General features: G+C 60.7%; 19 protein-coding genes. 10 read left to right on the forward strand and 9 right to left on the reverse strand.

Annotated features, from left to right (window positions below; genetic code table 11):
• Positions 1 to 186: 186 nt before the first annotated feature.
• The 5 genes from pgi to ACMTA2_RS27955 all read left to right on the forward strand — a co-directional run bounded on the left by pgi (position 187) and on the right by ACMTA2_RS27955 (position 8,571).
• Positions 187 to 1,851 (forward strand): glucose-6-phosphate isomerase, encoded by a 1,665-nt coding sequence (gene pgi, locus ACMTA2_RS27935; RefSeq protein ID WP_413792669.1) that lies wholly within the window; start codon positions 187 to 189, stop codon positions 1,849 to 1,851.
• Positions 1,852 to 2,041: 190 nt separating this feature from the next.
• Positions 2,042 to 3,979 (forward strand): acetate--CoA ligase, encoded by a 1,938-nt coding sequence (gene acs / locus ACMTA2_RS27940; RefSeq protein WP_413792670.1) that lies wholly within the window; start codon positions 2,042 to 2,044, stop codon positions 3,977 to 3,979.
• 222 nt (positions 3,980 to 4,201) lie between these two features.
• Positions 4,202 to 5,218, forward strand: coding sequence for a class I SAM-dependent rRNA methyltransferase (locus ACMTA2_RS27945; protein WP_413792671.1), 1,017 nt, complete (start codon positions 4,202 to 4,204; stop codon positions 5,216 to 5,218).
• Positions 5,219 to 5,339: 121 nt separating this feature from the next.
• Positions 5,340 to 8,273: a DUF748 domain-containing protein gene (locus tag ACMTA2_RS27950; protein ID WP_413792672.1), complete on the forward strand. Its 2,934-nt coding sequence runs from the start codon at positions 5,340 to 5,342 to the stop codon at positions 8,271 to 8,273.
• 1 nt (position 8,274) lies between these two features.
• The gene (locus tag ACMTA2_RS27955; RefSeq protein ID WP_413792673.1) at positions 8,275 to 8,571 is read left to right on the forward strand and encodes a DUF2845 domain-containing protein; all 297 of its coding nucleotides are present in this window, start codon (positions 8,275 to 8,277) and stop codon (positions 8,569 to 8,571) included.
• 298 nt (positions 8,572 to 8,869) lie between these two features.
• On the opposite strand, the gene ACMTA2_RS27960 is transcribed toward ACMTA2_RS27955, so the two are convergent.
• Together ACMTA2_RS27960 and ACMTA2_RS27965 are read right to left on the reverse strand one after the other, a co-directional pair.
• Positions 8,870 to 9,223 carry a BON domain-containing protein gene (locus ACMTA2_RS27960; RefSeq protein ID WP_411385653.1) on the reverse strand — a complete coding sequence of 118 codons (354 nt, stop codon included), beginning with the start codon at positions 9,221 to 9,223 and terminating at the stop codon, positions 8,870 to 8,872.
• Between the two features lie 286 nt (positions 9,224 to 9,509).
• Positions 9,510 to 9,929 carry a pilin gene (locus ACMTA2_RS27965; RefSeq protein ID WP_413792674.1) on the reverse strand — a complete coding sequence of 140 codons (420 nt, stop codon included), beginning with the start codon at positions 9,927 to 9,929 and terminating at the stop codon, positions 9,510 to 9,512.
• A gap of 224 nt (positions 9,930 to 10,153) precedes the next feature.
• Between ACMTA2_RS27965 and pilB the strand changes: the two genes are divergently transcribed.
• Genes pilB through yacG form a run of 5 tightly spaced genes read left to right on the forward strand, consistent with a single transcriptional unit; the run spans position 10,154 to position 14,765 of the window.
• On the forward strand, positions 10,154 to 11,854 hold the full coding sequence (gene pilB, locus ACMTA2_RS27970) for a type IV-A pilus assembly ATPase PilB (RefSeq protein ID WP_413792675.1): 1,701 nt from the start codon (positions 10,154 to 10,156) through the stop codon (positions 11,852 to 11,854).
• A gap of 2 nt (positions 11,855 to 11,856) precedes the next feature.
• Positions 11,857 to 13,074 (forward strand): type II secretion system F family protein, encoded by a 1,218-nt coding sequence (locus tag ACMTA2_RS27975; protein WP_413792676.1) that lies wholly within the window; start codon positions 11,857 to 11,859, stop codon positions 13,072 to 13,074.
• Position 13,075: 1 nt separating this feature from the next.
• Positions 13,076 to 13,945, forward strand: coding sequence for a prepilin peptidase (locus tag ACMTA2_RS27980; RefSeq protein ID WP_413792677.1), 870 nt, complete (start codon positions 13,076 to 13,078; stop codon positions 13,943 to 13,945).
• Complete coding sequence (coaE, locus tag ACMTA2_RS27985) at positions 13,945 to 14,568, forward strand: dephospho-CoA kinase (protein WP_413792678.1); 624 nt, start codon at positions 13,945 to 13,947, stop codon at positions 14,566 to 14,568. The genes ACMTA2_RS27980 and coaE overlap by 1 nt, the downstream gene beginning before the upstream one ends.
• Positions 14,565 to 14,765 carry a DNA gyrase inhibitor YacG gene (yacG, locus tag ACMTA2_RS27990; protein ID WP_041476151.1) on the forward strand — a complete coding sequence of 67 codons (201 nt, stop codon included), beginning with the start codon at positions 14,565 to 14,567 and terminating at the stop codon, positions 14,763 to 14,765. The genes coaE and yacG overlap by 4 nt, the downstream gene beginning before the upstream one ends.
• Before the next feature lie 98 nt (positions 14,766 to 14,863).
• Here yacG and ACMTA2_RS27995 read toward each other — a convergent pair whose 3' ends face one another.
• The 7 genes from ACMTA2_RS27995 to ACMTA2_RS28025 form a co-directional block, all read right to left on the reverse strand.
• Positions 14,864 to 15,079, reverse strand: a complete 216-nt coding sequence (locus ACMTA2_RS27995; protein WP_092333756.1) for a hypothetical protein — start codon at positions 15,077 to 15,079, stop codon at positions 14,864 to 14,866.
• Positions 15,080 to 15,142: 63 nt separating this feature from the next.
• Positions 15,143 to 15,829 (reverse strand): energy-coupling factor ABC transporter permease, encoded by a 687-nt coding sequence (locus ACMTA2_RS28000; RefSeq protein WP_413792679.1) that lies wholly within the window; start codon positions 15,827 to 15,829, stop codon positions 15,143 to 15,145.
• Between the two features lie 84 nt (positions 15,830 to 15,913).
• Positions 15,914 to 17,428, reverse strand: a complete 1,515-nt coding sequence (locus tag ACMTA2_RS28005) for an ABC transporter substrate-binding protein (protein WP_413792680.1) — start codon at positions 17,426 to 17,428, stop codon at positions 15,914 to 15,916.
• A 29-nt stretch (positions 17,429 to 17,457) separates the two neighbouring features.
• Complete coding sequence (locus ACMTA2_RS28010; RefSeq protein WP_413792681.1) at positions 17,458 to 18,429, reverse strand: ABC transporter ATP-binding protein; 972 nt, start codon at positions 18,427 to 18,429, stop codon at positions 17,458 to 17,460.
• Positions 18,426 to 19,412 carry an ABC transporter ATP-binding protein gene (locus tag ACMTA2_RS28015; RefSeq protein WP_413792682.1) on the reverse strand — a complete coding sequence of 329 codons (987 nt, stop codon included), beginning with the start codon at positions 19,410 to 19,412 and terminating at the stop codon, positions 18,426 to 18,428. Before ACMTA2_RS28015 ends, ACMTA2_RS28010 begins: the two co-directional genes overlap by 4 nt.
• Positions 19,409 to 20,266, reverse strand: coding sequence for an ABC transporter permease (locus ACMTA2_RS28020; RefSeq protein WP_413792683.1), 858 nt, complete (start codon positions 20,264 to 20,266; stop codon positions 19,409 to 19,411). The genes ACMTA2_RS28015 and ACMTA2_RS28020 overlap by 4 nt, the downstream gene beginning before the upstream one ends.
• Positions 20,263 to 21,210 (reverse strand): ABC transporter permease, encoded by a 948-nt coding sequence (locus ACMTA2_RS28025; protein ID WP_413792684.1) that lies wholly within the window; start codon positions 21,208 to 21,210, stop codon positions 20,263 to 20,265. Before ACMTA2_RS28025 ends, ACMTA2_RS28020 begins: the two co-directional genes overlap by 4 nt.
• Position 21,211 lies beyond the last annotated feature (1 nt).

Here is a 21,211-nt window from a genome sequence, read left to right on the forward strand (position 1 = left end):
CCCCCGATGTATAAAAAAGTACCGACTTGCAGTCTGACAAAGCCGAGACAGATCGCAACGCGAGGTTTACTGTAGTCGCCCTGCGTCCGGCGATCGTGTCGATGCAGTGTCCGGACGCCCCCCTTGAGCCGCGTCGGAATTTTTAGTGTACAAAAGGTCGTTCAAGTAAAAAGGAAACCCGCAGCGATGGCGTATTACCGAACCCCTCATGACGTGACCGCTCTGCCAGCCTGGCAAGCGCTGAATGACCACCGCAAAGCCATGCAGGATTTCAGCATGCGCGAAGCGTTCAATGCCGACCCGCAGCGTTTCACTCAATTCACCCTGTCGAGCTGCGGCCTGTTCCTCGACTACTCGAAAAACCTGATCAACACCCAGACCCGCGACCTGCTGGTGGGCCTGGCCAACGAAGTCGACCTCAAGGGCGCGATCAAGTCGTTGTTCGAAGGCGAAATCGTCAACGCCTCGGAAAAACGCCCTGCCCTGCACACGGCCCTGCGTCGGCCGGTAGGCGACAAATTGCTGGTCAATGGCGTCAACGTGATGCCGGACGTGCACAAGGTGCTGAACCAGATCACTGACCTGGTCGGCCGCATTCACGACGGCCTGTGGCGCGGCTACACCGAAAAGCCGATCACCGATGTAGTGAACATCGGCATCGGTGGTTCTTTCCTCGGCCCGGAATTGGTGTCCGAAGCGCTGTTGTCCTACGCGCAAAAAGGCGTGCGCTGCCACTACCTGGCGAACATCGACGGCAGCGAGTTCCATGAACTGACCATGAAGCTGCGCGCCGAGACCACGCTGTTCATCGTCTCGTCGAAATCCTTCAACACCCTCGAAACCCTGAAGAACGCCCAGGCCGCCCGCGCCTGGTACCTGGCCCAGGGCGGTTCCGAAGCGGAGCTGTATCGCCACTTCATCGCCGTATCGAGCAACAACGCCGCTGCCGTGGCCTTCGGTATCCGTGAAGAAAACATCTTCCCGATGTGGGACTGGGTTGGCGGTCGTTACTCCCTGTGGTCGGCCATCGGCCTGCCGATCGCCCTGGCCATCGGCATGTCGAACTTCAAGGAATTGCTCTCCGGCGCCTATTCCATGGACCAGCATTTCCAGAGCGCCCCGTTCGATCAGAACATGCCGGTGCTGCTGGCGCTGTTGGGCGTGTGGTACGGCAACTTCTGGGGCGCGCAGAGCCATGCGATCCTGCCGTACGACCACTACCTGCGTAACATCACCAAGCATTTGCAGCAATTGGACATGGAATCCAACGGCAAGAGTGTGCGCCAGGACGGCACCCCGGTATCGACCGACACCGGCCCGGTGATCTGGGGCGGCGTCGGCTGCAACGGTCAGCACGCCTACCACCAGTTGCTGCACCAGGGCACCCAGTTGATCCCGGCCGACTTCATCGTGCCGATCGTCAGCTTCAACCCGGTTTCCGACCATCACCAGTGGCTGTACGCCAACTGCCTGTCCCAGAGCCAGGCGCTGATGCTGGGCAAGACCCGCGCCGAGGCCGAAGCCGAGCTGCGGGACAAGGGCGCCAGCGAAGAAGAGGTACAGAAACTGGCCTCCCACAAGGTGATCCCGGGCAACCGTCCGAGCAACACCCTGGTGGTCGAACGCATCAGCCCACGCCGTCTCGGCGCACTGGTGGCGTTGTATGAGCACAAGGTGTTCGTGCAGAGCGTCGTCTGGGGCATCAACGCCTTCGACCAATGGGGCGTGGAACTGGGCAAGGAACTGGGCAAGGGCGTCTACAACCGTCTGGTGGGCAGCGAAGAAAACCCGGCCGAAGATGCCTCGACCCAGGGCTTGATCAACTACTTCCGCGGGCGTCACCGCGGCTGATCCCCGAGGTTTGCATGCCCCTGTGGGAGCGAGCTTGCTCGCGAAGGCGATGTGTCAGTTGCTATCAATAGGGCTGACACACCGCTATCGCGAGCAAGCTCGCTCCCACAGTTGTTTCGCACGTGACTTGAACCCTCCTGTCACTGGGCGCATCTTTATGCTTGTCGCAAAACAAGAATAAGGAACCGTCATGTTCGATATCAGCCAGTACCCCCACGCCGATGCCGTCCGCCGGGCTGCGCAACTGAGTCAGGACGAGTACAAGCGGCTCTATAAAGAATCCATCGAGCACCCCAGCGCCTTCTGGGCCGAGCAGGCCACGCGCTTTCTCGACTGGATGACACCTTGGCAAACCGTCCAGCGCTATGACCTCAAGAACGGCGACGCGACCTGGTTCGCCGGCGGCAAGCTGAACGTCAGCGCCAATTGCATCGACCGTCACCTGGACACCCGTGGCGACCAGGTCGCGATCATCTGGGAGGGCGACGACCCCGGCGAATCGGCGCAAATCACCTACAGGAAACTGCACAATCATGTGTGCCGCCTGGCCAACGTGCTGAAAAGCCGTGGCGTAAAAAAAGGCGACCGCGTCTGTATCTACATGCCGATGATTCCCGAGGCCGCCTACGCCATGCTCGCCTGCACCCGCATCGGCGCAGTGCATTCGGTGGTATTCGGCGGGTTCTCGCCGGACTCCCTGCGCGACCGGATCCTCGACGCCGATTGCCGCACCGTGATCACGGCCGACGAAGGCGTGCGTGGCGGGCGCTTCGTACCGCTCAAGCGTAACGTCGACAAGGCCCTGGAAAGCTGCCCGAACGTCAGCACCGTGGTGGTGGTCGAGCGCACCCAGGGCGAGGTGAACTGGGTTGAAGGCCGCGACCTGTGGTACCACCAGGCCATGCACGAGATGAGCGACGACTGCCCACCCGAACCGATGGACGCCGAGGATCCGTTGTTCATCCTCTACACCTCCGGTAGCACTGGCAAACCCAAGGGCGTGCTGCACACCACGGGCGGCTATCTGCTGCAAGCGGCGATGACGTTCAAGTACGTGCTGGACTACCGCGACAACGAGGTGTTCTGGTGCACCGCCGACGTCGGCTGGGTCACCGGCCATAGCTACATCGTCTACGGCCCGCTGGCCAATGGCGCCACCACGCTGATCTTCGAGGGCGTACCGAGCCACCCCAGCAGTTCGCGCTTCTGGCAGGTGATCGACAAACATCAGGTCAACATCTTCTACACCGCCCCAACCGCCCTGCGCGCACTGATGCGCGAAGGGGCCGGACCGCTGCAGGAAACGTCCCGCAAAAGCCTGCGATTGCTTGGCAGCGTTGGTGAGCCGATCAACCCGGAAGCGTGGGAATGGTATTTCAACACGGTAGGCGAACAGCGCTGCCCCATTGTCGATACCTGGTGGCAGACCGAGACTGGCGGCATCATGCTCAGCCCGTTGGTGAGTGCCCCACGGCTCAAGCCAGGCTGCGCCACCCGGCCGATGTTCGGCGTGCAACCGGTATTGCTGGATGAAGTGGGCAAGGAAATCAGCGGCGCCGGCAGCGGCGTGCTGGCGATCAAATCCAGTTGGCCGGGGCAGATCCGCAGTGTCTACGGCGATCACCAACGCATGGTCGACACCTACTTCAAGCCCTACCCCGGTTATTACTTCACCGGCGACGGCGTGCGCCGCGACGAAGACGGCGATTACTGGATCACCGGACGCATCGACGATGTGATCAACGTCTCCGGCCATCGCATCGGCACCGCCGAGGTGGAAAGCGCCCTGGTGCTGCACGACAACATTGCCGAAGCGGCCGTCGTCGGCTATCCCCACGACCTCAAGGGCCAGGGCATCTATGCCTTTGTCACGCCGATGAACGGTGTGGAGGCCAATGACGAGCTGAAGAAGGAACTGCTGGCCCACGTCAGCAAGGAAATCGGCAGCTTCGCCAAACCGGAGCTGATCCAGTGGGCGCCGGCGCTGCCCAAGACCCGCTCGGGCAAGATCATGCGGCGCATCCTGCGCAAGATCGCCTGCAACGAACTCGACAGCCTCGGCGACACCTCGACCCTGGCCGATCCAAGCGTGGTGGAGGGATTGATCGACAAGCGCCTGAATCGCTAGCAGCCAGTGCAACCCCTTGTGGCGAGGGGATTTATCCCCGCTGGGCTGCGCAGCAGCCCCAAAGCCAGGCATCGCGGTGCAGCAGGTAAACCGCGCCACTCGGCCTTACGACTGCTGCGCAGCCGGACGGGGATAAATCCCCTCGCCACAGGGTACCTGCAGGGACCAGGCCTGCCATAACTGTTAAACTCCCGCGCCTCATTTCTCTAAGGCGCGCCCGGCATGTCTTCCTTGAATCAGGCGCTGCGCGCCGCCCTCGACCAGCGTCAGGCGCTGCTCGGCCAGTTGCACCAGCAAGGCACCGACTGCTACCGCCTGTTCCATGGCAGCCAGGAAGGCGCGCCCGGCCTCACCATTGACCGCTACGGCCCGCAATTGCTGGTACAGAGCTTCCATCAATCGCTGGAGCGCGACGACCTGCTGCAACTGCACGGCATCGTCAACGAACGGCTGGGGCTCGAGACCCTGCTGGTCTACAACGACCGCGCCCGGGGCAATTCGCGCGTCGATCGCCAGGACACGGTCTATCAGGCCGACGAGGCCGCCCTGCAAGATCTGGTGGGGCATGAGTGGGGCTTGAATTATCGCGTTCGCGGCCGCCACGCCGGGCAGGATCCACTGCTGTTTCTCGACCTGCGCAACGCCCGTGGCTGGGTCAAGGCACACAGCCACGGCAAAAGCGTGTTGAACCTGTTCGCCTACACCTGCGGCGTCGGCCTGAGCGCCGCGGCCGGTGGCGCGCGGGAGGTGTGCAACCTGGACTTCGCCGAAGGCAACCTGGCGGTGGGTCGCGAAAACGGCCTGCTCAACCCCGATTTGCCACCGATGGAATTCGTGCAGTCGGATTACTTCCCAGCGATCCGCCAACTGGCCGGCCTGCCCATCAGCCAGCGTCGTGGGCAAAAACTGCCCAGCTATGTGCGCCTGGAGCAACGCCAGTACGACCTGGTGCTGCTCGACCCACCGGCGTGGGCCAAAAGCGCCTTCGGCACCGTCGACCTGCTGCGCGACTACCAAAGCCTACTGAAACCGGCGCTGCTCACCACCGCCGACAACGGCGTGCTGATCTGCTGCAACAACCTGGCAAAAGTGCCCATGGACGACTGGCGCGAACAGGTATTGCGCTGTGCGGAAAAAGCCGGTCGCCCGGTGCGCGAATGGAGCGTGCTGACGCCTGGCAGCGATTTCCCTTCCCAAGACCAGCAGCCGCCGCTCAAGACACTGATCCTCCAGCTCTAGGCCCGCGCCGCAATTCTCACCGAGGAAACCAGACAAATCTCATAAATCACAGTGGCTTCGGAACCGTAAACGCATGCCATACTCCAAGGCATTCCGAATTCACACCAAGATGAAGCCGCACATGCCCAAAGGATTGATTCGCGCTATCGGCGCCTTGTTGACCGTACTGGCCCTCTACAGCCTGTTGGGCTTTCTGATTTTGCCGGGCATTGCCTTGCGCATCGCCAACCAGCAATTGGCCGCTCTTGCGACAGTACCGGCGCAGATCCAGCGCATCGAACTCAATCCCTTCAGCCTTGAGGTCACCCTCTGGGGCCTGGCTATCGGCGAACCGGGCAAGGAGCAGGTCGGCTTCGAACGGCTGTATGCCAATTTGCAACTCGACAGCCTGTGGTCCGGCGCCCTGCACCTGGCCGACATCGAGCTGGACAAGCCCAAGACCGAGGTGGTGTTCGCCAAGGACGGCCAATTGAACCTGCTGGGCCTGTTCAAGCTGCCGGCCAGCGAGCCGACCCCGGCCGACCCCGAGGCCAAGCCATTCCCACTGCGTGTCGACCGGATCAAGCTGGCCAGCGGCTACGTGCACTTCCAGGACTTGCGCCCCAGCGAGCCGATCGAGTTTCTCTACGATACCCTCGATTTCGAGCTGAAGAACCTCAGCACCCTGCCCGACGACAGCGCCGACATGACCCTGGTGGCCGTCGGCCCTGGCGGCGGGCGTGTCGACTGGACGGGTAACTTCAGCCTCACGCCGATCGCGTCCGAAGGCAATCTCAAGATCACCGACGGCCAGATGAAATCCTTCTGGCCCTACGTCCGCGACGCCGTTCCGCTGGTACTGGAAAACGGCGTGCTGAACGTCAGCACCGACTACACGCTCAACCTGGCCAAGGGCACCGAGTTGCGACTCGACAATGTCGCCGCCAGCGTTGCGCCCTTCGCCATCAAGGCACCCGATGGCCGCCCCCTGGTAAAACTCGAACGCCTGGATGTCAGTGAAACCACGGTGGACCTGGCCAAGCAGCAAGTGGTAGTGGGCAAGATCCGCAGCCAGAAGCTGGAAACCTGGGCCGCTCGCGAGGCGGACGGGCAATTGGACTGGCAGAAGCTCTTCGCCAGCCAGCCGGCCAAACCGCAGGTCAAGGTGGAACCGGCATCCGCCCCGGCGGCGGCCGACTCGCCAAAACCGGAACCGGCACCGCCCAGCAAACCGTGGCAAGTGCTGCTGAAGGACGTGCAACTGCGTGACTACCAAGTGCACCTGGCGGACCGCCAGGCGAAGCCCGCCGTGGCTCTGGAGGTCGGCCCGCTGAACCTCGACCTGCAGAACTACGACACCCTCAACGGCTCGCCCTTCACCCTCAAGCTGGACACCGGACTAGGCAAACAAGGCAAGATCCTGGCCGATGGCGAGGTCAACCTGAACCCGATCAGCGCCAGGCTCAAGGTCAAGACCCAGGACATCGACCTGCGCGTCGCCCAGTCCTACATCAACCCGTTCATTCGCCTGGAACTGCGTTCCGGGATGCTCGGCAGTGACCTGGCGGTCGACCTCAAGAGCACCGAACCGCTGGCCTTCGCCGTCACCGGCCGGGCTCAGGTCGAGCAGTTGCACACCCTCGACACCCTCAAGACCCGTGATTTCCTCAAGTGGCAGAAGCTGGTCCTCGACGGCCTGAATTATCAGCACGGCGACAGCCTGTCCATCGACAAGGTCAGCCTGTTCCAGCCCTATGCGCGGTTCATGATCAACGACGACCGCACCACCAACGTCGATGACCTGCTGATCCCGCAACCGGCCGACAGCAGCACCAAGAACACCCCAACAAAACCGGCGTCCCAGGAAAAACCGCTGGGCATCCACATCGGCGGCATCGCCATCAACGACGGTTCGGCGAACTTCGCCGACTTCAGCCTGACGCCCAACTTCGCCACGGCCATCCAACAACTCAATGGCCAGATCGGCACCATCGACAGCCGCGAGGCCAAACCGGCCAGCGTGGACGTCAAGGGCAAGGTCGACCGTTATGCGCCAGTCACCATCAAGGGCGCGGTCAACCCCTTCGACCCGATGGCCAGCCTCGACATCGCCACCAGTTTCAAACGGGTCGAGCTGACGACCCTGACGCCCTACTCTGGCAAGTTCGCCGGTTATCGCATCCGCAAGGGGCGGCTCAATCTCGACCTGCACTACCGGATCACCAAGGGCCAGCTCCAGGCGGAGAACAAGGTGGTGGTCGAGCAATTGCAGCTAGGGGAAAAAGTCGACAGCCCGGACGCCGTGAGCCTGCCGCTGAAGCTGGCCATCGCGCTGCTGAAGGACTCCGAAGGCAAGATCTCCATCGAGCTGCCGGTCAGCGGCAACCTCAACGACCCGCAATTCAGCGTCATGCCGATCGTCTGGCAAACCCTGCGCAACCTGGTGGTCCGCGCGGCCCAGGCACCGTTCAAGCTCATCGGCGGGCTGGTGGCCGGTGGCGGCTCGGAAGACCTGGGCAGCGTGGCATTTGCGCCGGGCTCCAGCGACTTGAGCAAGGACAACGAAAGCACGCTGCTCAAACTTTCCGAAGCCTTGGGCAAACGGCCGGAGCTGCGCCTGGAGATCGAAGGCACCGCCGCCGAGAGCAGCGACGGTCCATTGCTCGCCGCCCAGCGCCTGGAGCGCGAATACCAGTACAACTACTACAAGATGCTCCAGCGTCGGGGCGACAAGGTGCCGGCCCAGGCCTCGCTGATAGAGGTCCCCGAGGATGAAAAGGCACCGCTGCTCGAAGGCATCTACCGCACACGCCTCAAGACCCAGCCGCCTGCCGAATGGACGCAACTGGATAAAAAGGCGCGCATCGAGAAACTGCGCGAAGGCGTGATCAAGTTCTGGAGCGGTAGCGACGTGCTATTGCGTCAACTGGGCCAGGAACGGGCCAGCAGCATCAAGGACTTCCTGGTGGACAAAGGCCAGTTGGCCGACGATCGCGTGTATTTCATCGACGCCAGCCTCGGTCAGGCCGAAAGCGATGGCCGGGTGATTACCCCCATGCATCTGGATGCTGAATAAGATGAAACCCTGTTACGCGCTCGGCCTGGGTCTATTGCTCATCGCCGGCCAGGCTTGGGCGGCTGACACACTGCGCTGCGGCAGCCAGTTGATCAGCGTGGGCGACCGCTCGAGCGAAGTGCTGCAAAAGTGCGGACAGCCCGCGGCGCGGGATGACCTGGGCTACAAGCGCAGCGTCAACCGTCGGGAGGAATACCCGGTGGAAGAATGGACCTACGGCCCCAACAGCGGCATGTACCAGTACCTGCGCTTCGAGGGGAATCGGCTGGTGCAGATCACCAGCAAGCGGGGCCGGTGAATGTACTACCGCCATCGCGAGCAAGCTCGCTCCCACATTTGATCGTATTTCTTCTGGAAGAACCCGGTCCACTGTGGGAGCGAGCTTGCTCGCGATAAGGGCAACTCGGTTTCCCAGACTGCCCCACACATCTCACCCGCACTTTCCCCCCGCAATAGAACAGGCCCCCGACACGAATGCAGGGGGCCTGTAATGGCCACGTCCCTGTGGCCTTTCGCATGAACTCCAAAGCAACGGCAAGCGTATATCCAGGCCCGCCTGCCGTGCCTTCTCCCAGTCCAGGCGAGAAGTCTTGGCCTTATTCGGCTTTCAGGCCGTCAGCCGATACGGCCTTGACGCCTTTGATTTTCTTGGCGATCGCCACAGCCATGTCTTTCTGAGCGTCGGTCACGGCGACAGTAGACGACAGCGATACAACACCTTTATTGGTTTCGACTTTGATATCAGTGCCTGGGATGCCTTTTTCAGTGACCAGATCAGCCTTGACCTTGGTGGTGATCCAGGTATCGGAAACGTCCTCTTTGGCTTCTGTCACTTCACCAGCAGCCAGCATCATGGGTGCCTGAGTTGCTTGAGTGGTCTCGGCGAAAGCGCTAGCCATGGTCAGGGTCAGTGCGGTAGCAGCAGCGGCAGTGATAGCGAACTTCTTCATACGAGTAACTCCTGTTTTTCTCAGAAACTGCCGGATGTGCATCCCGGCAGGGTTATCAGGAGTAGTGCGAAGGCTGTGCCAGTTTTGAAACATTTACAAAGTCATTAAAAATCAATAAGTTAAGCGAGGCGGCAAATTCCACATTCATGCAAAATGCATGACCGGCCGATTTTCGACATGCAAGTTGCGGGGTTCGCCCACCCGCTAAGCTGCTGAATTTCTGGACATTTCCAATTCCCAATAAAAAGCCCCGGTATTTAAGCGGGGCCAGTTCCATCGGGAGGGATTATGGATTCGCAGCTCCGGTACAGCCCGTCGGCAAGAACTCCTGGGCCGCTGTAGAAGTACAGGACCAGACACCTGCCGCCGAACGAGAGAGTGTAATCGTCCTGCCCTGGACAAGAGCCGGCGAATTCAGGAGGGCACAAGCAATCGTGCCCGCTCCGGCCGCCGCTGTGCCTGTAATGGTGATTGTGCAGTTACTGGTAGGTGAGGTTATGCCCATGTTGGCGATCGTAGGATCGACCCCTCGGTTCATATTGTCCTCGTACGGTACCTTGAATGCCGTGATTTCAGCCAACCCGGCCGTGGCCTTGGCCCGCGCTTGGTACCTGGAATATTGCGGCAACGCAAAGGTCGCCAGAATGCCGATGATCGCCACGACGATCAGCAACTCGATCAGCGTAAAGCCCTTTTGCTTATTCATACACATCTCCCATGCATGAGTGGAAATCTCATGACCTGAAATAGCCGTTGCAGGGCACATGCCAACCCCAAGGCCCCCTCAATCAAGGGGTTTGACCCCGCACAACAGCGACGTCCTACCTCAACAACCGCACTATCTGACGTTTTTTGTCACCCAGCCCCGCTGGTTTGGCGTCGATGCTTGACTAGGCTATAAGTCATGAACTGTCCGCGTCCGGTATCCCCATGAACGACATCGCCCTCAGCGGTCTGACCAAGCAATTGGTGATGGCCGAACTGCTCACCGAGCAAAGTGCGCAACAGGCGTATCAACAGGCCCAACGCAGTCGCATCCCCCTGGTCAGCTACCTGGTGCAGAACAAACTGGTCCAAAGCCGCCAGGTCGCGGAGATCGCCTCGGAGCATTTCGGCGTGGCCCTGCTGGACCTCAACAGCTTGGACAAGGAAGCCCAGCCCACGGGGCTGGTCAGCGAAAAACTGGTGCGCCAGCACCACGCCCTGCCACTGTGGCGGCGCGGCAACAAGCTGTTCGTTGGCATTTCCGACCCTACCAACCACCAGGCCATCAACGACATCCAGTTCAGCACCGGCCTGACCACCGAAGCCATCCTGGTGGAGGACGACAAGCTCAGCGACGCCATCGAAAAGTTCTTCGAATCCAGTAGCACGGGCCTGGAAGGCATGGGCGATGTCGACCTCGACGGCCTGGACATCGAATCGATCGACGACACCAGGCAGGATTCCATCGCCGGCCAGGACACCGACGACGCGCCCGTGGTGCGCTTCGTCAACAAGATGTTGCTGGACGCGATCAAGGGCGGCTCTTCCGACCTGCACTTCGAACCCTACGAAAAGAGCTATCGCGTACGAGTGCGCACCGACGGCATGCTGCAGGAAGTGGCCAAGCCACCGATCCAATTGGCGACCCGCATCGCCGCCCGCCTCAAGGTCATGGCCAGCCTGGATATTTCCGAGCGACGCAAGCCACAGGATGGCCGGCTGAAAATGCGTCTGTCGAAAACCAAGTCCATCGACTTCCGGGTCAACACCCTGCCCACGCTCTGGGGCGAAAAGGTGGTGATCCGGATCCTCGATCCGTCCAGCGCGCAAATGGGCATCGATGCCCTGGGCTACGAACCGGAACAGAAAGACCTGTACATGGCCGCCCTCAAGCAACCGCAAGGGCTGATCCTGGTGACCGGCCCGACCGGCTCGGGCAAGACCGTGTCGCTGTACACCGGGCTGAATATCCTCAACACCGTGGACATCAACATTTCCACCGCCGAAGACCCGGTGGAGATCAACATGGAAGGCATCAACCAAGTCAACGTGAACCCGCGCCAGGGGCTCGACTTTGCCCAGGCCCTGCGCTCGTTCCTGCGCCAGGACCCGGACGTGATCATGGTCGGTGAGATCCGCGACCTGGAAACCGCCGAAATCGCCATCAAAGCCGCCCAGACCGGGCACCTGGTGCTCTCCACCTTGCACACCAACAGCGCCGCCGAAACCCTGGTCCGCTTGCAGAACATGGGCATTCCGGGGTTCAACATCGCCACTGCCGTGCACCTGATCATCGCCCAGCGGCTGGCGCGCAAGCTGTGCAACCACTGCAAGAAGAGCATCGAGATTCCCGAGGAAACCTTGCTCAAGGAAGGTTTCCCCCGGGAACGCATCGGCACATTCACGATCTATGAGCCGGTCGGTTGCCAACAGTGCAACCACGGGTACAAAGGGCGCGTGGGGGTTTACGAAGTGGTCAGGAACACGCCCGAGCTGCAACGGTTGATCATGGCCGAGGGCAACTCGCTGGAAATCGATCTGCAAATGCGCAAGGACGGCTTCAATGACCTGCGCACATCGGGGCTGCTCAAAGTGATGCAGGGCGTTACCAGCCTCGAAGAAATCAACCGGGTCACCAAGGATTGAGCATGGCGGTCAAGGCAGTGAAAACCGACGTCTATACGTGGGAAGGCAAAGACCGCAAAGGCGCGAAAATGACTGGCGAACTGACCGGCCAGAGCCCGGCCCTGGTCAAGGCACAACTGCGCAAACAAGGCATCAACCCGCAGAAAGTGCGCAAGAAATCCACCTCGATATTCAGCAAGGGCAAGCGCATCAAGCCGCTGGACATTGCCCTCTTCACCCGTCAGATGGCAACGATGCTCAAGGCTGGCGTGCCGCTGTTGCAGGCGTTCGACATCATCGGAGAAGGCTTCGACAACGCCAACATGCGCAAGCTGGTGGACGAGGTGAAACAGGAGGTCGCCGCGGGCAACAGCTTCGCCGCCTCGCTGCGCAAATGCCCGCAGTACTTCGACGATTTGTACTGCAACCTGGTGGATGCCGGTGAACAGGCCGGTGCCCTGGATACACTGTTGGATCGGGTGGCGACCTACAAGGAAAAGAGCGAAGCCCTCAAGGCCAAGATCAAGAAAGCCATGACCTATCCGACGGCGGTGATACTCGTCGCAGCGGTCGTCACTGGCATCCTGCTGGTCAAGGTGGTGCCGCAATTCGAATCGGTCTTTTCAGGGCTCGGCGCACAGCTACCGGCCTTCACGGTGATGGTCATCGGTCTGTCGGAATTCATGCAGCAATGGTGGTGGATGCTGCTGGGCGGCTTGGCCGGGGCGTTTTTCGGGGTGAAATATGCCCTCAAGCGTTCCCAGGCGTTTCGTGACTGGCGAGACAAGTGGCTGCTCAAGCTCCCCTTGATCGGCACCTTGATGTACAAGTCCGCGGTGGCGCGCTTTGCTCGCACGCTCTCGACCACATTCGCCGCTGGCGTGCCGCTGGTCGAAGCCCTCGATTCGGTATCGGGCGCCACCGGCAACGTGGTGTTCAAGCGCGCCGTGCAGCGCATCCGCCAGGATGTCTCCACCGGCATGCAACTGAATTTCTCCATGCGCGCGTCAGGGATCTTTCCGAACCTGGCCATCCAGATGACCGCCATCGGCGAGGAATCCGGCGCGCTGGATGACATGCTCGACAAAGTGGCGAGTTTTTATGAAGCCGAAGTGGACAATCTGGTGGACAACCTCACCAGCCTGATGGAACCCTTCATCATGGTGATCCTGGGGGTCGTCGTGGGTGGCCTGGTGGTCGCCATGTACCTGCCCATCTTTCAACTCGGCTCTGCGATCTGACATGCCCCTGAGCGAATTTCTCGTGCTGTACCCCCTGGCTTTCGTGCTCGTTGCGGCATTGCTCGGCCTGATCGTCGGCAGCTTCCTCAACGTGCTGGTGTGGCGCCTGCCGAAGATGCTCAACCGCGAATGGCGCCTGCAAGCCCACGACCTGCTGGGCCTGCCGGCCGAAACCCCGGGCCCGGTCTACAACCTCATGCTGCCCCATTCCCAGTGCCCGCACTGCGACCATCGCATCCGCGCCTGGGAAAACATCCCCGTGCTCAGCTACGTGATGCTGCGCGGCCGCTGTTCGAACTGCGCCGCGCCTATCGGCAAGCGTTATCCCCTGACCGAAGTGGCCTGCGGCGCGTTGTCGGCGTTCGTCGCCTGGCATTTCGGCTTTGGCTGGCAGGCCGCGACGGTGATGGTGCTGACCTGGGGCCTGCTGGCCATGAGCCTGATCGACGCCGAGCATCAATTGCTGCCCGATACCCTGGTGCTGCCGTTGTTGTGGCTGGGCCTGATCGTCAACAGCTTCGGGCTGTTCGTCTCCCTGGACCGGGCGATGTGGGGCGCGGTGGCCGGGTACCTGGCGCTGTGGTCGGTGTTCTGGGTGTTCAAGCTGATCACAGGCAAGGAAGGCATGGGCTACGGGGATTTCAAGCTGCTGGCGATGCTGGGCGCCTGGGGTGGCTGGCAGATCCTGCCGTTGACGCTGCTGTTGTCGTCGCTGGTGGGCGCCATTATCGGGGTCATTGTGCTGCGTCTGCGTGACGCCCCCGGATCGACACAGATCCCCTTCGGACCTTATCTGGCCATTGCCGGCTGGATTGCGTTGCTCTGGGGTGGTCAAATAACCGACTTCTATTGGCAGTCTGTCGGTTTCTAATGAATACCCCTCTGGAAAAACCCTGGATTCTCGGCCTGACCGGTGGCATCGGCAGCGGCAAGAGCGCGGCGGCCCAGCACTTCATCGACCTGGGCGTGCACGTCATCGACGCCGACCATGCGGCACGCTGGGTGGTCGAACCCGGGCGTCCGGCGCTGGCGACAATCGCCGAGCACTTCGGCCCGGGCGTATTGCAGGCCGACGGCGCCCTGGACCGGGCGGCGCTGCGCAAGCTGATCTTCGAAAATGCCGATGAACGCCGTTGGCTCGAGGCGCTGCTGCATCCGCTGATCGCCGAGGAAATCGCCCATCATCTGGCCCAGGCACAATCGCCCTACGCGATCCTGGTATCGCCACTGCTGATCGAGTCAGGGCAGTACGCCATGACCCAGCGGATCCTGGTGATCGATGCGCCGGAACAGCTGCAGATCGAACGTACGTTGCAACGCGACCAGACCAGCGAACAGCAGGTCCAGGCGATCCTCAAGGCCCAGTCCAGCCGCCAGGATCGCCTGAGCCATGCCGACGACGTGGTGGTCAATGATCGCGACCTCGCCTGGCTGCACAGCGAGGTCGAGCGCCTGCATCACTTTTACCTTACTTTGCGTGGAGGCCAATCATGAGCCAAACCCCAACCGTTGATTGCCCAACCTGTGGCGCCCCCGTGGAATGGAGCCCGGAGAGCACATTCCGGCCGTTCTGTTCCGATCGCTGCAAACTGATCGACCTGGGTGCCTGGGCGTCGGAAGAACACAAGATCCCGGTCAGCCCCGACGCCGAGGATGAGCTGTTCAGCGAAGATTTCGAGCCCCGGCATTAAGGCAGTGTCGCTCACTCAGGACAGGCCTGAATCCTTGTGGCGAGGGGATATCCCCTCACCACAGAGTCATCGTTTTCTTGGGTGTGCAGCATTCGCCATCAAGGCCGCATGAAACCGTAGTCCTGTTCGTCATCGAGGTTTTCCGCCAGGAAACTCAGCTCGTCGGCCAGGTCTTCGGCACTGCGCACTGCCTTGCTCTGCTGCACGATTGCACTGAGCAAGGCACGCAGACTCAAGCCCGGGTCAAAGCCGATCTCCATTGCGGCGTCGTGGCTACGCCTGATCTCTTGTCTCGCCCACTCATAGACACTCATGGTTGTGCTCCTGGAAGTTTTCCAGAGCATGAAGGGCGTGAGATGAGGCAGCCTTGACGTGAATCAAGGCTTGTCATCATCGTTCCAGGGCGCCGACAGATAGCGCGTGCGGTTGAAGGTCTCCAGCCATTCGGGACTGAACACCACCAACGCACTGATCACCATGCCGTTGATGAACGCCTCGGGGAAGATGATCAACCAGAGGTAGCCGATGAAATCCTCCAGCCAGTAAGGCATGGCGAATATCCCGTCGTACCACAGCAGGCCAAGCCCCAGCAGCAGGCACGCCAACGCCGAAAGTGCGGCGGCGAGAAACCCCGAACAGAAGATATACACGAACAGATTGCGTGGCTGGGCACGCTCCACCAGGATTGCGCAACCCTCGGTGACCAGCACCGGCAGCAGGACCAGCAACGCACCGTTGACCCCGACCGCCGCCATGTCCTGGCGGCCCAACAGCACCAGCGCAAGCTGCGCGCACAGGCCTCCCAGGATCGCCAACGGCCAGTCCAGCAACAGGGTCACGGCGGTCATGCCGATGAAATGATACGAGACCCCCGTATCGAAATCCCGTCGCACCAGCCAGAGCATGAATAACGCCAGCACTGTGCCGAACAACAGGTGTTGGCGACGGCTGTCGGCAAACAGCTCGACCCACGGCGCCCGCGCCACGGCCCAGGCCAACGCCGGTACGTAGATCAGCCAGCCGCCCGCCAGGGTCTGCGGTGAGAGCAGCTCGGCACCGATCATGGCGTTCCTCCTTTCGTGCGTCCTTGCAGCACAGACACCATGATCACCTCGGGATTCAAACTGCCAGTGGCGGTGCCGCCAAGGTTAGTTCTTCACCGTTTCCTCAAGGGAAAAACGCCCCAGGGGATTTTGCTGGAAATGCTCGATGTTCTTGCGCGAAATATTGATGTACGGGCTGTAATAGAGATCGATCCAGTTGACGTCCTGCTTGGCTATCGCCTGAAGGTCGGTATACATCTGCTTGCGCTTGGTCGGGTCGACTTCGACCCGTGCGGCAGCGACCAAATCCTTGACCTTGTCGTTCTTGTAGCGGGTCATGTAGTTCATGTTGGTGTCGTGGCCCAGCACGAAGGTGGTCTTCTGGTCAGGGTCGAGGATGTCGTTGGTCCAGTACATCACTGACAGATCGTACTCGCCGTCGATCAGCATTTGCCAGCTCTGGGTCGGGTCGACTTTCTGCAAGGTAGCAGTCACGCCCACTGCTGCGAGCTGTTGTTGAACCAGTACGGCGATCTGCTCGTCGGCCTCGTTGCCGGCATTGACGACATAGTTGAGCTTCAAGCCTGAAGCGCCTGCATCCGCGAGCATTTTTTTCGCTTTTTCCGGGTCATACGGACGCTGCAGGTTATCGGCGTTGTGATACAGCGCGCCTTTAGGGATATAGGAGTAAGCCACCTGGCCATGGCCGAAGGTCACGGTATCAACCAGGGATTTCTTGTTGATCGCAATATCCAGGGCCTGACGCACTTCAGGTTTGCCCAGCAGCCCATGCTCATGGTTGATCAGCAAATGATCCTCCCGGGTGGACGGATCCAGGTGTACGACCAGGTTGGGATCCTTTTGCAGGGCTTCGACGCGGGAGAAGGGAACGAAGATGGCTGAATCCAGTTCACCCGCCTGCACCTTCAGCATCCGCGTATTGTCGTCGGGTATGGAAATCCACTCCACGCCATCCAGACTCACCTTGTCGGCTTGCCAGAAATTCGGGTTCTTCTCCAGCACCACGCGATCGCCCCGCAACCACTCCTTGACGATAAAGGCGCCAGACGCGACGGGCTCCTGGGCATAAGCCTCCTCACCCATTTTTTCCATGGCTTTTTGCGACAGGATGGAGACGTTGGGCAATGCCAGTTGCGAGAGGAATGGCGCTGACGGCGTTTTGAGTGTCACCACCAGTGTCTGCGGGTCAGACGCTTGAGCCTTGTCGATAATCTTGTAAGAGTCGCTCCACAGCGATGCTTTGTTGTCGCGAATGCGCAACAGGCTGAACACCGCATCGCTGGCGGTAATCGGCGAGCCGTCGGAGAACTTGGCCGAACGTAGTTTGAAGGTATAAGTCAGGCCATCGTCGGACACTTTCCAGCTCTCGGCCAACCCTGGTACCAGTTGGGTGCCTGTGTTGTCGACACGCACCAACACATCATAGACATTGGAGAACACCCAGTTATCACGGTTCTGCGCGCTTTTGATCGGGTCGAACGTCGTACTTTCCTCACGACAACCAATGGTCAATACACCTGCGGCTTGGGAGACACCGGCTGCAAGGGTGCAAACGGTCAGCGTAGCGGCGGTCAACAGCTTCAGATGCTTCGATCTCATGGTCAAACTTCCTTTTGATTGATGTGTTGTTAAAGCAATGGCTCCCCGAGCACACAGCGGTAACGATGTCCATTGAGGTCATGGAGGGGGGGCGGTGTCACGGCGCAGATCGGTTGTGCATACCGGCAACGTGGGTGAAAGGCACAACCGGACGGAATATTCAGAGGACTGGGTGGCTCGCCCGGCAGGGGGTCGCCCAGCAAGGGGCGAGTCGGATCGATTTGTGGAATGGACTGGATCAGCGCGGCGGTATAAGGATGGCGGGGGGATCCAAACACGGCCTCGGTGGGGCCCTCCTCAACGATATGACCGAGGTACATCACCGCCACCCGATCACACAATCGCCGAACGATCGCAAGATCATGGGCAATGAACAGAATCGCCAGATTCATGCGCTGGCGCAGTTCCAGCAACAGGTTGATGATCTGCCCCTGGATGGAGACGTCCAGCGCGGCCACGCATTCATCGGCGATGATCAATCGCGGCTCGATGGCCAGCGCCCGGGCGATACCCACACGCTGGCATTGACCACCGCTCAACGAACCCGGCTTGCGCCTGGCCAGCTCCGGCCTCAGGCCGACCAGTGTCAGCAATTCATCGACCCGTTGGCGAATCAGCGGCGCCGCGACCGTGCCCCGCACGCGCAGCACTTCAGCAAGGGTCTCACCAATGCTCAGCCGCGGATTGAGGGCGGCATAAGGATCCTGGAAGATCATCGCGGTCTCGTGGCGCAGGCGCTCGATGTCAAGCCTCCCGCCTTGGGCCATATCCACGCCATCGAACAGGATTTGTCCGGCGGTCATGTCATTGAGGCGCAAGATGGCCCGACCGAGGGTGCTTTTGCCACTGCCCGATTCGCCCACCAACCCAAGCACTTGCCCAGCGGCCAAACTCAACGATACACCGTTGACCGCTTGCACCCATTGCCTGTTGATGCCGAACAGACCGCTGCCCGGTGCGGCGAAGCGCACCTGCAAATCCTTCACTTGCAACAGCGTCATGATGGGTCTCCCGCAGGCAACGGGTAATGACAGGCCACTCGCTGCTCCTTCGCCATGACTTGCATCTGCGGCAACAACTTCGTGCACCGGCTAGCTTGCCGGGGGCAGCGTGGATTGAAGCGGCAGCCGGTGGGCAGCGCATCCAGCAGCGGGGGTTGGCCGGCGATGGTTCTGAGCATGGCATGGCCGGTGCTGGCAGCCGGCTGACAGTCGATCAGAGCGGCCGTATAGGGGTGGCGGGGGCGAGCCAGCAGATCATGCTTCCTGCCGTGCTCGCAGAGCCGGCCGGCATACATCACCGCGATGGCATCACAGGTCTGGGCCACCACCCCCAGGTCATGGGTGATCATGATGATCGACAGTCCACGCTGGTCGCGCAAATCCAATAACAGGCGCAGGATTTGTGCCTGTACGGTGACATCCAGGGCAGTGGTTGGCTCATCGGCGATCAACACCTGGGGGTTACAGCCTAATGCCACGGCGATCATGGCTCGTTGACGCATGCCACCGGAAAACTCATGAGGGTAACTGTCGACCCGCCGCAGCGGGTCGGGGATGCCCACCTGACGCAATACATCAATGGCCATGGCCCGAGCTTCACGTCTGGATGCCCCCTGGTGCAGGCGTATGCCCTCGCCTATCTGTTCGCCGATACGCATTAACGGGTCAAGATGACTGGCGGGGTTCTGAAAAATCATCCCCAGCCGTCGACCACGTATGCCACGCATGCCGGCCTCATCCAGTTGCAGCAAATCCTCACCGGCCAGTTGCACGGCCTTGCCCTGAACCAACAGGTTCGAAGAGGGTAATAAACGCATCAAGGCCCGGCAGGCCATCGTCTTGCCTGAACCGCTTTCACCGACCAGGCCGAGGATTTCGCCTTCGGCCAGGTCAAATGACAAACGATCTACCAGTGTGACGTCACGCTCACCGTTGCGCGCGATCACGCTGAGTTCCTCAACACGTAGCACTGGTGTGTTCATGAGCGCTCTCCGAGATGCTCGGCGACACCATCGGCCAGCAGGCTGAAGCCCATTGCCAGGCTGACGATCGCCAACCCCGGGAAGGTGCAGATCCACCAGGCACTGGTGATGAAACTCTGGCCTTCGGCGACCATCGTGCCCCACTCGGCGGTGGGGGGCTGGACCCCCAGGCCGAGGTAGCTGACCGCTGCCCCGTTGAGCAATACCAGCACCGCGTCGGACATGGAAAATACGATCGAACCGAACATGGCATTGGGCAACAGATGCCGAAACAGAATGCGCCCGTGGCCGAAACCCAGGCTTTTGGCCGCCAGGATGAAATCGCTGTCCTTGAGCACCAGGATCTGCGAACGAATCAACCGTGCATAAGACACCCAGCCCACCAGCGCCATAGCGACATAGAAGCTGCTCAGGCCTGGGCCGAGAAGGGCCATGATTGCCAACATAAGCACCAGGAAAGGGAAGGCCAGGATGATGTCGATCAGGCGCATGCAAATTGTGTCGAAACGCCCGCCGATGTAGCCGGAAAAAGCCCCGATGCAGGTGCCGATCAAGAACGGGAAAATCACGCCTATTACCGAAATCTGCAAGTCGATGCGAGCTCCCCAGATCACTCGGGAAAGAATATCTCGGCCGAAGTTATCCGTACCGAACGGATGCGTCAGACTCGGCCCCAACAGGCGAATGTCGGTGTCCTGGGCGATCGGATCAAAAGGCGCTACCCACGGTGCAAAGAGCGCAAGCAACAGCCAGCCAAACAGAATGACCAGACCCAGCACGGTCGCCAGGCGGGCGTTGCGCATGCCAAAACGCAGGCGAAAACGCCAAGCCGCAATCCCGGCCTGATAGCTCATCGCATGTTCACCCGAGGATCAATCGCCACAGTCAGCATATCGGCGAGGAAATTGACCATAACGGTGGCACAGGCCAGCACCATGGCCACGCCTTGTACCACCATGTAATCGCGAGTGAAGATGCCACGTACCAGCAATTGGCCGAGACCCGGGATGGCGAACAGACTTTCGATGACCACGGTGCCGCTGATCAGCCAGCCAATGTTCACCGCCAGCAGGTTGACTGCCGGCACCAGCGAATTGGGCAGCACATGACGACGAAATATCGCACGCTCGGACAAGCCCCGGGCCCGCGCGGCGGTAGCGTGATCGGCTTGCAGCTCCATGAGCATGCTGGCTCGCAGGTTGCGCACCAAAACGGCGGATAATGCCAAGGCAATGGTCAGGCACGGCAAGACCATGTGATGCAGCTTGTCCAACCCTGTGCGCCCATACCCAGAGACTGGGAACAGTCCCAACTGCACACTCAACAGCAGGATCAGCATGATCCCCAGCCAAAACGCCGGCATGCCGAGACCGACGGTGGTGAACAGACGGATAAGGTGGTCGCTCCAGCTCCCCTTATTGCGTGCAGCCACGGTTGCCAACGGCACGGCGATCAGCAGCGCCAACAGTACGCTGCCGAGCACTAAAAACAGTGTCGGCTCAATACGGGTACTGATCAGCTTCAAGGCATCGACCTTATAGAGCAGCGACTGGCCGAGATCGCCCTTGAACAGATTTTTGAGAAAGTAGAAGTACTGCATCCACAACGGCTGATCGAGACCGTACTGGGCACGAATCCTGATCAGTGCATCCGGTGTGCTGCGCGAGCCCAACAGTGCCCGAGCCGGATCACCAGGGATTGAACGCACGAGCACAAAAGTGATCACGCTGATGCCAAACAGCACCGGCAATAACTGCAGCGGACGCGACAGGATAAAACGGTAGCGCGCCAGGTTCATG

The organism is Pseudomonas medicaginis (assembly GCF_965119365.1).
In the GTDB taxonomy this organism is placed as follows: Bacteria; Pseudomonadota; Gammaproteobacteria; order Pseudomonadales; family Pseudomonadaceae; genus Aquipseudomonas.